Source organism: Nonomuraea sp. NPDC005730 (assembly GCF_040630865.1).
Lineage (GTDB): Bacteria > Actinomycetota > Actinomycetes > Streptosporangiales > Streptosporangiaceae > Nonomuraea.
This window is the reverse complement of sequence record NZ_JBEXYK010000118.1, coordinates 1-11,171: the sequence shown is the minus strand read 5'-3', so window position 1 is coordinate 11,171 and position 11,171 is coordinate 1. Positions and strand designations below refer to the sequence as shown.

General features: G+C 69.1%; 10 protein-coding genes. 3 read left to right on the top strand and 7 right to left on the bottom strand.

The window, feature by feature from the left end:
* Positions 1-94: 94 nt before the first annotated feature.
* The 7 genes from ABZ444_RS50795 to ABZ444_RS50765 form a co-directional block, all read right to left on the bottom strand.
* Positions 95-847 carry a succinate dehydrogenase/fumarate reductase iron-sulfur subunit gene (locus tag ABZ444_RS50795; protein ID WP_352324162.1) on the bottom strand — a complete coding sequence of 251 codons (753 nt, stop codon included), beginning with the start codon at positions 845-847 and terminating at the stop codon, positions 95-97.
* Positions 844-2,730, bottom strand: coding sequence for a fumarate reductase/succinate dehydrogenase flavoprotein subunit (locus tag ABZ444_RS50790; protein ID WP_358012494.1), 1,887 nt, complete (start codon positions 2,728-2,730; stop codon positions 844-846). The genes ABZ444_RS50795 and ABZ444_RS50790 overlap by 4 nt, the downstream gene beginning before the upstream one ends.
* 13 nt (positions 2,731-2,743) lie before the next feature.
* On the bottom strand, positions 2,744-3,529 hold the full coding sequence (locus ABZ444_RS50785; protein ID WP_358012491.1) for a hypothetical protein: 786 nt from the start codon (positions 3,527-3,529) through the stop codon (positions 2,744-2,746).
* Between the two features lie 196 nt (positions 3,530-3,725).
* Complete coding sequence (locus tag ABZ444_RS50780) at positions 3,726-4,175, bottom strand: response regulator (protein ID WP_358012488.1); 450 nt, start codon at positions 4,173-4,175, stop codon at positions 3,726-3,728.
* Positions 4,172-5,314, bottom strand: coding sequence for an ATP-binding protein (locus ABZ444_RS50775; protein WP_358012485.1), 1,143 nt, complete (start codon positions 5,312-5,314; stop codon positions 4,172-4,174). Before ABZ444_RS50775 ends, ABZ444_RS50780 begins: the two co-directional genes overlap by 4 nt.
* On the bottom strand, positions 5,311-6,447 hold the full coding sequence (locus ABZ444_RS50770; RefSeq protein WP_358012482.1) for a fused response regulator/phosphatase: 1,137 nt from the start codon (positions 6,445-6,447) through the stop codon (positions 5,311-5,313). Before ABZ444_RS50770 ends, ABZ444_RS50775 begins: the two co-directional genes overlap by 4 nt.
* 36 nt (positions 6,448-6,483) lie before the next feature.
* The gene (locus ABZ444_RS50765) at positions 6,484-7,413 is read right to left on the bottom strand and encodes a LysR substrate-binding domain-containing protein (RefSeq protein ID WP_352324155.1); all 930 of its coding nucleotides are present in this window, start codon (positions 7,411-7,413) and stop codon (positions 6,484-6,486) included.
* Between the two features lie 132 nt (positions 7,414-7,545).
* Here ABZ444_RS50765 and ABZ444_RS50760 point away from each other — a divergent pair, with 132 nt between their 5' ends.
* From ABZ444_RS50760 to ABZ444_RS50750, 3 genes are read left to right on the top strand one after another with little or no spacing between them, the layout of a single operon-like run.
* On the top strand, positions 7,546-8,304 hold the full coding sequence (locus ABZ444_RS50760) for a succinate dehydrogenase cytochrome b subunit (RefSeq protein WP_357974476.1): 759 nt from the start codon (positions 7,546-7,548) through the stop codon (positions 8,302-8,304).
* Complete coding sequence (locus ABZ444_RS50755) at positions 8,301-10,226, top strand: fumarate reductase/succinate dehydrogenase flavoprotein subunit (RefSeq protein WP_357974473.1); 1,926 nt, start codon at positions 8,301-8,303, stop codon at positions 10,224-10,226. The genes ABZ444_RS50760 and ABZ444_RS50755 overlap by 4 nt, the downstream gene beginning before the upstream one ends.
* A complete protein-coding gene (locus ABZ444_RS50750) occupies positions 10,223-10,963 on the top strand; it encodes a succinate dehydrogenase/fumarate reductase iron-sulfur subunit (RefSeq protein ID WP_357974469.1) in 741 nt (246 codons plus the stop codon). Before ABZ444_RS50755 ends, ABZ444_RS50750 begins: the two co-directional genes overlap by 4 nt.
* Positions 10,964-11,171 lie beyond the last annotated feature (208 nt).

Here is an 11,171-nt window from a genome sequence, read left to right as displayed (position 1 = left end):
GCACCCCAACCACCGTAAGACGGGGGGGGGCCCAATGTAGCGTAACGGGTAGGGGGGGGCCGGACGGATCCGGCCCCCGCTTCCGCTGTGCCGCCTACTTGGCGCGCTTGAAGATCTTGTTGCCCAGCCAGACCAGCGGGTCGTACTTGCGGTCGGCCACGCGCTCCTTCATCGGGATCAGCGCGTTGTCAGTGATCTTGATGTGCTCGGGGCAGACCTCGGTGCAGCACTTGGTGATGTTGCAGTAGCCGAGCCCGTGCTCCTCCTGGGCGGACTCCTGCCGGTCGGCCACGTCGTACGGGTGCATGTCCAGCTCGGCGATCCGCATGAGGAAGCGCGGACCGGCGAAGGCCGGCTTGTTCTCCTCGTGGTCGCGGATCACGTGGCAGACGTTGTTGCACATGAAGCACTCGATGCACTTGCGGAACTCCTGCGAGCGCTCGACGTCGACCTGCTGCATGCGGTACTCGCCGGGCCGTACGCCCGCCGGCGGGGTGAACGAGGGGATCTCGCGGGCCTTCTGGTAGTTGAAGGACACGTCGGTGACCAGGTCTTTGATGACGGGGAAGGTCCGCATCGGGGTGACCGTGATGGTCTCGTCCTCGGAGAAGGTGGACATCCGGGTCATGCAGCCCAGGCGCGGCTTGCCGTTGATCTCCATGCTGCACGAGCCGCACTTGCCGGCCTTGCAGTTCCAGCGCACCGCCAGGTCGGGGGCCTGCGTCGCCTGCAGCCTGTGGATGATGTCGAGGACGACCTCGCCCTCGTTCACCTCGACGGTGAAGTCCTCGAGCTTGCCCTCGCCGCCCTCACCACGCCAGACCTTGAACTTCGCCTTGTAACTCATTTGGCAATCCCGTCGAACTCGGCCATCTCTTCGTCGGTGAGGTACTTCTTCAGCTCGTCCCGGTCGAACAGGGTGATCAGGTCGCCGCGCATGGACGGCTGGACCTTCTCCACGACCTGGACGTCGTTGCCGTCCCCGGTGGAGCAGACGAGCAGCTTGCGGCGCCATTCCGGGTTCATCCCGGGGAAGTCGTCGCGGGTGTGGCCGCCGCGGCTCTCCTCGCGCAGGAGGGCGGCGCGGGCCACGCACTCGGAGACCAGGACCATGTTGCGCAGGTCGATGGCCAGGTGCCAGCCGGGGTTGTAGATCCGCGAGCCGGCCGCGCCGACCTGGCGCACGCGCTCCTTGAGCTTCTCCACGACCTCCATGGCCTCGGAGACCTCCTCGGCCTTGCGGATGATGCCGACCAGCTCGTTCATCGTCCGCTGGAGCTCGTGGTGCACCTCGTACGGGTTCTCGCCGTCGCGCTGGAGGGGCGCCAGGGCCTCCTCGCGGGCCGCGTCCACGAGCTCCTGGACGACCTTGGGACGGGCCTTGAGGCCGTCGACGTAGGCCGCCGCGCCCGCGCCCGCGCGCCGCCCGAACACCAGCAGGTCGGACAGCGAGTTGCCGCCCAGCCGGTTGGACCCGTGCATGCCGCCGGACACCTCGCCCGCCGCGAACAGACCGGGCACGGCCGCCGCGCCGGTGTCGGCGTCGACCTCGACGCCGCCCATGATGTAGTGGCAGGTCGGGCCCACCTGCATGGGCTCGGCGGTGATGTCGACGTCGGCCAGCTCCTTGAACTGGTGGTGCATCGACGGCAGCCGCTTCTTGATCTCCTCGGCCGGCAGGCGGGTGGAGACGTCGAGGAAGACGCCGCCCTGGGGGGATCCGCGGCCGGCCTTCACCTCGGAGTTGATCGCGCGGGCCACCTCGTCACGCGGCAGCAGCTCCGGGGGGCGCCGGTTGTTGGCCTGGTCGGTGTACCAGCGGTCGCCCTCCTCCTCGGTGGTGGCGTACTTGTCCTTGAACACCTCGGGGATGTAGTCGAACATGAAGCGCTTGCCCTCGGAGTTGCGCAGCACGCCGCCGTCGCCCCGGACGGACTCGGTGACGAGGATGCCGCGCACGGACGGCGGCCAGACCATCCCGGTGGGGTGGAACTGGATGAACTCCATGTTGATCAGGTTGGCGCCGGCGAGCAGGGCCAGGGCGTGGCCGTCGCCGGTGTACTCCCAGGAGTTGGAGGTGACGACGTACGACTTGCCGATGCCGCCGGTGGCCAGGACCACGGCGGGGGCGTCGAAGAGCAGGAAGTTGCCGGTCTCGCGCCAGTAGCCGAACGCGCCGGAGATGCGATCGCCGTCCTTCAGCAGGCGGGTGACCGTGCACTCGGCGAAGACCTTGATGTAGGCCTCGTGGTCGCCGTGCGTCTCGAAGTCCTCCTGCTGCAGCGCGACGACCCGCTGCTGGAGGGTGCGGATCAGCTCCAGGCCGGTACGGTCGCCCACGTGTGCGAGCCGCGGGTACTCGTGACCGCCGAAGTTCCGCTGGCTGATCTTGCCGTCCTTGGTGCGGTCGAACAGCGCGCCCCAGGCCTCCAGCTCCCAGACGCGGTCGGGGGCCTCCTTGGCGTGCAGCTCGGCCATGCGCCAGTTGTTGAGGAACTTGCCGCCCCGCATGGTGTCACGGAAGTGCACCATCCAGTTGTCGTCGGAGTTGACGTTCCCCATCGCGGCGGCCGCGCCGCCCTCGGCCATGACGGTGTGGGCCTTGCCGAACAGCGACTTGCAGACGATCGCCGTGCGCTTGCCCTGCTGACGGGCCTCGATGGCGGCCCGCAGCCCGGCGCCGCCCGCACCGATGACGACGACGTCGTATTCGTGACGCTCGATTTCCACTGGAAGAAGTCCTTTATGCGAACGGGAAGGCGATGACGCCCTTGGCGACCATGCGGACGTAGAAGTCGGCGATCATGACCGAGAACATCGAGGCCCAGGCGAGCTGCTGGTGCTTGGCGTTGAGCTTGGAGACGAACGTCCAGGCCTTGTAGCGCAGCGGGTGACGGGAGAAGTGGTTGAGCCTGCCCGCGGTGATGTGCCTGCAGGAGTGGCACGACAGCGTGTACGTGTTGATCAGCACGGCGTTGACGACCAGGATCCAGGTGCCGAGGCCCTGCGGCTTGTGCACCAGCGCCAGGACGGCGTCGTAGGCCAGGACGAGGCCGATCACGATGGCCGCGTAGAAGAAGTACCGGTGGATGTTCTGCAGGATCAGCGGGAACCGGGTCTCGCCGGTGTACTTGCCGTGCGGCTCCTGGACGGCGCACGCGGCCGGCGACAGCCAGAACGACCGGTAGTACGACTTGCGGTAGTAGTAACACGTGAGCCGGAACCCGCCCGGCAGGCCGAGGATGAGCAGCCCCGGCGGCAGGGTGAACCAGTCTCCGATCGGCGCCCACCCGAACAGCCGCGCGCCCTCGGGGCACGCCGTGGTCAGACAGGGCGAGGCGAACGGGGCGATGTACGGATCGACGAAATAACTGCCGTCGATGATCGCCCACACGCCGTAGATGAGGAACGAGCTGAGCCCGAGGAACGTCAGCAGCGGGACCAGCCACCACCTGTCGGTGCGCAGCGTGCGCACCTTCACCTGGGCACGTTGCCTTCTGACCGGGGCTTCGGGCGTCGTCTGGGTCATCGCGGACCTCTCCACCTCCCGCGGACCCTGCACACAGGGGGGTCCGGGTTCGTTTCGCTGGGCGCGCGTACGGCGGGTGCGGTACCGCTCTGGGCGCGCATTGGTGGGGGATACGTTACGACGACCGCATACGATTTTGTGAGCGGGGTCACTCACTTTTTCGATGACCCGCTGTGATTCCTGTCACGTATACGCGTCAGGGCCGCGGCCCGGCCGCCGGCAGCTTCACTACGGTCACGAAAAAATCATCTATTTGCCGGACAACACGGATAAATTGCTCAAAATCCACCGGCTTCGCGACATAGGCGTTGGCGTGCAGCCGGTAGCTGTGCAGGATGTCCTCCTCCGCCTCCGAGGTCGTCAGGATCACCACCGGGATCGTCCGCAGCGTGGCGTCGGCCTTGACCTCGCTCAGCACCTCCAGGCCGTTCATCCGGGGCAGGTTGAGGTCGAGCAGGATCAGGTCGGGCCGGGGCGCGCCGGCGTAGACGCCCTCCCGCCGCAGGTACGCCATCGCCTGCTCGCCGTCGTTGACCACGTTGAGCCGGTTGCGCACCTTGTTGAGGTCGAACGCCTCCCTGGTGAGCAGGATGTCCCCCTGGTCGTCCTCCACGAGGAGCACGTCGATCGGGCGCCAGTCCGTCATGCGTCGCCTCCCGCCGCCGGCAGCGTCCAGCGGAACGTCGTGCCCTGGCCGTCCGGTGCGGCGTCGAGCCAGAGTTGCCCGCCGTGGTACTCGACGATCTTCCGGCAGAGCGCCAGGCCGATGCCGGTGCCGGGGTACACGTCCCGGGGGTGGAGCCGCTGGAAGATCAGGAAGATGCGGTCGGCGTACTTGGGGTCGACGCCGATGCCGTTGTCGGAGCAGCCGAACTCCCACATGTCGCCCTTCCGCTCGGCCGTCAGGCGTACGCGCGGCGGGGCCTCGGAGCGGAACTTGACCGCGTTCTCGACGAGGTTCTGGAAGAGCTGGGTGAGCTGCAGCCGGTTGCCCTCGACCACGGGCAGGTCGTCGCGGGTGACGGTGGCGCCGGTGTCCTCGATCGTGGCCGACAGGTTCTCCAGGGCCCGGTCCAGGGCCTCGCCGGAGTCGGTCGGCACCCGTTCGCCGCTCACCCGGCCCACCCGGGAGAAGTCGAGCAGGTCGTTGATCAGGAGCTGCATGCGCTTGGCCCCGTCGACCGCGTAGTGGATGTACTGCCGGGCGCGGTCGTCGAGCTGCGGGCCGTACCGCTGCTCCAGCATCTGGGTGAAGCTGGCGACCTTGCGCAGCGGCTCCTGCAGGTCGTGGCTGGCGACGTAGGCGAACTGCTCCAGCTCGCCGTTGGACCGGCGCAGCTCGTCGGCCTGGTCGGCGGCCCCGCGCCAGGCCGAGACGATGCGGCGGCGCATGGAGTCGACATGGCTGGACAGCTCGCTCAGCTCGGCCGGCCGGTCGACGCCGAGCCGGTGGTCGAAGTCGCCGGCGGCGACCGTGCGGACCTGCTCGGTGAGCTGGTCGATGGGCTTGAGCACGGCGTACCTGACGACGAACGCCAGCCCCGCCCCGCCCGCCAGCAGCACCCCGAACAGCACGATCAGCGCCACGTTGAGCCGGTCGAGCTGGGCGGCCACCTCGGGCCTCGGCCCCAGGGCCCGCGCGTGCGCGATCATCGACATGGTGACCACCACGCCGGCCGCGAACGCGAACCCCGCCAGCACGCCGATGGCCAGGAACCAGCGGGCCACCGGCAGCCTGCCGAGCCCGGTCGGCAGCTTCGGCGGCGGCAGCGGATGGATGCTCATGCCTTCCTCCTCGACACCAGGACCACCGCGAGATCGTCGCTGAGCGTGCCGGCGTGCCTGATCAGCCGGTCGAGGTCGATCACGCCGTGCTCGCGCACCAGCCCGACCAGGCCCTCGACGCCGAGCAGCTCCTTCTGCTCGCCGACGGCCGCCTCGATCAGGCCGTCGGTGTAGAGCATCATCGACCACTCCTCGCCCAGGGGCACGTCGATGACCGTCCACTCGGCGTCGGGGAAGATGCCGAGCGGCGGCCCCGAGGGCGTGCCGTCCACCACCGCGGGCACGCCGTCGCGGACCAGCACCGGCGGCGGGTGCCCGACCACGCGCATCCGGGCCTGGCGCAGGTCGGGCGTGAACGTGGCCATGCAGAGCGTGGTGAAGATCTCGGGCGCCTTGCGCTCGGCGCGCAGGAGGGCGTCCATCGTGCGCAGCAGCGTGTCGTCGGTCTGCCCGGCCAGCACCAGCGTGCGCCAGGCGATGCGCAGCGCCACGCCGAGCGCGGCCTCGTCGGGCCCGTGGCCGCAGACGTCGCCCACCACGACGTGCACCGCGCCGTCGGGGGTCTGGACCATGTCGAGGAAGTCGCCGCCCAGCAGGGTTCCCTGGTTGCCCGGCAGGTAGCGGATCTGGTGCGCGATCGACTCGGTGCGCAGCAGGGGCACGGGCAGCAGGCCGCTCTCCAGGCGGGCGTTCTCCTTCGCGGTCAGCTCGGCCTCGAACAGTCTGAGCTGGGCCAGGTCGGCGCGCTTGCGCTCCATGGCGTACCTGATCGACCTGGCCAGCAGGCGGGCGTCGATGTCCTGCTTGACCAGGTAGTCCTGGGCGCCCGCCTGCACGGCGGCAACGCCGACGTGCACGTCCCTGAGCCCGGTGAGGACCAGCACGGCCGCGTGCGGCGCCAGCGCCAGCACCTCCTCCAGCGCTTCCAGCCTGCTGGCGTCGGGCAGGGTGAGGTCGACGAGAACGCACTGGATCGTCGGGTCGAGCTTGGTCTTGGCCTCCTGGAGGCTGCGCGCCCAGAAGATCGTCGGTGGCGCCTCGGCCTGGTTGAGCAGCTCTTCGACGAGGAAGGCGTCGCCGTCGTCGTCCTCTATGAGGAGCAGTGTCAGCGGCTCGTTGAGGTTTGCCGTCACACACACGCCTTCCCGGGGGAGTCGGGCTGTTGCTGCTCATTCTGCGATGAGTTCGACCCCTTGCGGAAGCGTGCCCTCCTGGCCGGCCTCGACCACGAAGGCGAGCAGGGTCTCCCGGAACGCCTGCGCGGCCCTGGTGGGCTCGACGTCCTTGCGGTGGGCCAGGGCGATCGTCCGGCTCAGGCCCGGCGGGGCCAGCGGCGTGCCGGACAGCCCCGGCCGCCCGTCGAGCACCATCGACGGCACCACGGCCACGCCGAGCCCCGCCTCCACGAACCGCAGCACCGCGTCCATCTCGCCGCCCTGCACCGAGAACCTGGGCTCGAACCCGGCCTGGCGGCAGGCGGCGAGGGTGGCCTCGCGCAGGTCGTAACCGCGCCTGAACATCACCATCTGCCGGCCGCGCAGGTCCTCGATCCGCAGGTACGGCCCCCGCGCCCGCTCGTGGGAGGGCGCGACCACGACCAGGTTCTCCCGCAGGATCTCCTCGGTCACCAGCGACGGGTCGTCGCTCTGCAGCGGCATGATGATCAGCGACAGGTCGAGCTGCCCCCTGGCCAGCGCCCTGACCAGGTCACGCGAGCCGCCCTCCTCCACCAGCAGCTCCACCCCCGGGTACGCCCGGTGGAAGCGCGCCAGCGCGTCGGCCAGCAGGCCCGCGCACAACGACGGCGTGGCCCCCAGCCGCACCCGGCCCCGGCGCAGCCCCGCCAGCTCGGCCACCTCCTGCCGGGCGGTGTCGGCGTCGGCCAGCATCCGGCGGGCCAGCGGCAGCAGCGCCTCGCCCGCGGCCGTCAGCGTGACGTTGCCGCGCGCGCGGGAGAACAGCGGGGCGCCGAGGTCGTTCTCCAGGGCCTTGATCTGCTTGCTGAGCGAGGGCTGGGCGACCCGCATGCGCTCGGCCGCCTGGGTGAAGTGCCTGGTCTCCGCGACCGCGACGAAGTAGGCGAGCTGCTGCAACTGCATGTGATTTTCCTCGCACCGGCCGAGCATTTTTCCTTATGCCGACCGTATAAACCAAGCATCATAGCCGGAAGCTATGGAAACCAGATCCGCGATGACTTGGACGGATCATTGCTGGATACCTAGCGTTCAAACGTGACTGCCACGATAGAGCGCGGCGCCGCCACCGCGCCTGTTAACGCCCCCAAGGGTGCCTCGCCCGCACCGACGTCCAAGAAGCCGAGCCGGTTCCTGAGCTCGTCGAACGGCAAGAAAGTCGTCATGGCCGTCACGGGCGCCGTGATGGTGTCCTTCCTCGTCCTGCACATGCTGGGCAACCTCAAGATCTTCCTCGGCAAGGACTCGTTCAACGAGTACGCCGTCGCGCTGCGCACGCTTCTCGAGCCCATCGCGCCGTACCGGACGGTGCTGACGATCCTGGAGATCGGGCTCGTCGTCTCGGTCGTGCTGCACATGTGGGCCGCGATCTCGCTGGCGCGCAAGGCGGCCAAGGCCCGACCGGTCAAGTACGTGGCCAAGAAGTCGCAGGCCAACGGCTACGCCACGCACATCATGCGGTTCGGCGGCCTGACGATCCTGCTGTTCCTGGTCTGGCACCTGCTCGACCTGACCTTCGGCGTCGTCAACCCCAAGGGCTTCGACTCCGAGCCCGCCGACCGCATGGTCGCCGGCTTCGACGCCTCCCGCTGGTGGGTGACCCTCATCTACCTCGTGGCCGTCGTCATGGTCGGCCTGCACCTGCGGCACGGCATCTGGAGCGCGTTCCAGACGCTGGGCTGGGCCAACCGCAGCCGCTACCGCGGCCTGCGCCTGACGGCCGCCCTGGTCTCGGCGGTCCTGGTCATCGGCTTCCTGGCCCCGCCCCTCGCCATCACGTTCGGAGTTGTGAAGTGAAGTACACCGAAGGCTCGGAGATCCGGGACACCAAGGCGCCCGCCGGTCCCATCGAGGAGCGGTGGGAGAAGCGGAAGTTCAGCGCCAAGCTGGTCAACCCGGCCAACAAGCGCAAGCTCAACGTGATCGTCGTCGGCACCGGACTGGCGGGCGGCTCGGCCGCGGCGACCCTGGGCGAGCTGGGCTACAACGTCAAGTCCTTCTGCTACCAGGACACGCCCCGGCGCGCCCACTCCATCGCCGCCCAGGGCGGCATCAACGCCGCCAAGAACTACCGCGGCGACGGCGACTCGATCTACCGGCTCTTCTACGACACCGTCAAGGGCGGCGACTTCCGCGCCCGCGAGTCGAACGTCTACCGCCTGGCCCAGGTGTCGGTGAACATCATCGACCAGGCCGTGGCCCAGGGCGTGCCGTTCGCCCGCGAGTACGGCGGCCTGCTGGACACCCGCTCGTTCGGCGGCGCCCAGGTCTCCCGTACCTTCTACGCCCGCGGCCAGACGGGTCAGCAGCTCCTGCTGGGCGCCTACCAGGCGCTGGAGCGGCAGATCGCGGCCGGGACCGTGGAGATGCACACCCGCCACGAGATGCTCGACCTGATCGTCTCCGACGGCCGGGCGCGCGGCGTCATCGTGCGCGACATGGTGACCGGCGAGATCGAGCGGCACCTGGCCGACGCCGTGGTGCTGGCCACCGGCGGTTACGGCAACGTGTTCTTCCTGTCCACGAACGCCAAGGGCTGCAACACGACGGCCATCTGGCGGGCGCACGAGCGCGGGGCGTACTTCGCGAACCCGTGCTACACGCAGATCCACCCGACCTGCATCCCGGTCTCCGGCGAGTACCAGTCGAAGCTGACGCTGATGTCGGAGTCGCTGCGCAACGACGGCCGCGTGTGGGTGCCGCTGCTCAAGGACGACGACCGGGCCCCCGGGGACATCCCGGAGGAGGAGCGCGACTACTACCTGGAGCGCATCTACCCGGCCTTCGGCAACCTCGTCCCCCGTGACATCGCCTCCCGCGCGGCCAAGAACGTCTGCGACGAGGGCCGCGGCGTCGGCCCCGGCGGGCTCGGCGTCTACCTCGACTTCCGCGACGCCATCGGCCGGCTCGGCCGCGACGCCGTGGAGAAGAAGTACGGCAACCTCTTCGAGATGTACGAGCGCATCACCGGCGAGAACCCGTACGACGTGCCGATGCGCATCTACCCCGCCGTCCACTACACGATGGGCGGCCTGTGGGTGGACTACGACCTGCAGTCCACGATCCCCGGCCTGTTCGTGATCGGCGAGGCCAACTTCTCCGACCACGGCGCGAACCGGCTCGGCGCCTCGGCGCTGATGCAGGGCCTGGCCGACGGGTACTTCGTGCTCCCGACCACGATCGGCGACTACCTGGCCAACGGCCCGTACGGCGAGGTCGACGAGGAGGCCGTGGCCGAGGCGGAGATCAAGGTCAGGACCAGGATCGACCGCCTGATGTCGGTGAACGGCACCCGCACCCCCGACTCCTTCCACCGCGAGCTGGGCAAGCTCATGTGGGACTACTGCGGCATGGAGCGCACCGAGGAGTCGCTGCGCAAGGCCCTGGAGCGCATCCCCGAGCTGCGCGAGGAGTTCTGGAAGAACGTCAAGGTGTCCGGCACCGCCGAGGAGCTGAACCAGGTCCTGGAGAAGGCCGGCCGCGTCGCCGACTTCTTCGACCTGGCCGAGCTCATGTGCCTGGACGCCCTCGTCCGCACCGAGTCGTGCGGCGGCCACTTCCGCGCCGAGTCGCAGGACCCCGACGGCGAGGCCCTGCGTGACGACGAGCACTTCGCGCACGTCTCGGCCTGGGAGCGCACGCCCTCCGGCGAGACGGTGCTGCACAAGGAACCGCTCGAGTACGACTACGTCAAGATGACCCAGCGGAGCTACAAGTGAACCTGACCCTCAAGGTCTGGCGTCAGAGCGCCCCCTCGGACGCCGGACGCATGGTGACGTACCGGGTGGAGGACGTGTCCCCGGACATGTCGTTCCTGGAGATGCTGGACGTGCTGAACGAACGGCTGATCGTGGAGGGCGACGACCCGATCGCCTTCGACCACGACTGCCGCGAGGGCATCTGCGGCATGTGCGGCATGGTCATCAACGGCGTGGCGCACGGCGAGCAGCGCGCCACGACGACCTGCCAGCTGCACATGCGCCACTTCGAGGACGGCGCCGAGATCACCATCGAGCCGTGGCGCGCCGCGCCGTTCCCGGTGGTCAAGGACCTGGTCGTGGACCGCAGCGCGTTCGACCGCATCATCCAGGCGGGCGGCTTCGTCTCGGTCCCGGCCGGCTCGGCCCCGGACGCGCACAGCGTCCCGGTGCGCAAGGAGGACGCCGACGCCGCGTTCGACGCCGCGACCTGCATCGGCTGCGGCGCCTGCGTGGCCGCCTGCCCGAACGGCTCGGCCTCCCTGTTCACCGCCGCCAAGATCACCCACCTCAGCCTGCTGCCCCAGGGCCAGCCCGAGCGCCTGACCCGCGCGAAGGCCATGGTGGACCAGATGGACGCCGAGGGCTTCGGCGGCTGCACGAACACCGGCGAGTGCACGGCGGTGTGCCCCAAGGGCATCCCGTTGGACACGATCGCCCAGATGAACAGCGACTACCTCAAGGCCAACGCCAAGTAGGCAGGTCGAGCAGGCCCCGTCCCGGTTCGCTTGGGTTCTAGGGTTCGTTGCAACACCCCAGTCCAGGGGATGCGATGGACTTCGAGATCCGCAAGGTGCGCAAGGCGCAGGGGGCGAAGAAGCTCCGGGCTGAGCGGCAGGAATACTTTCGGCTCATGGCTCAGGGCTATGGCAACAAGGAAGCCTCACGGCTGGTCGGCGTCAATGA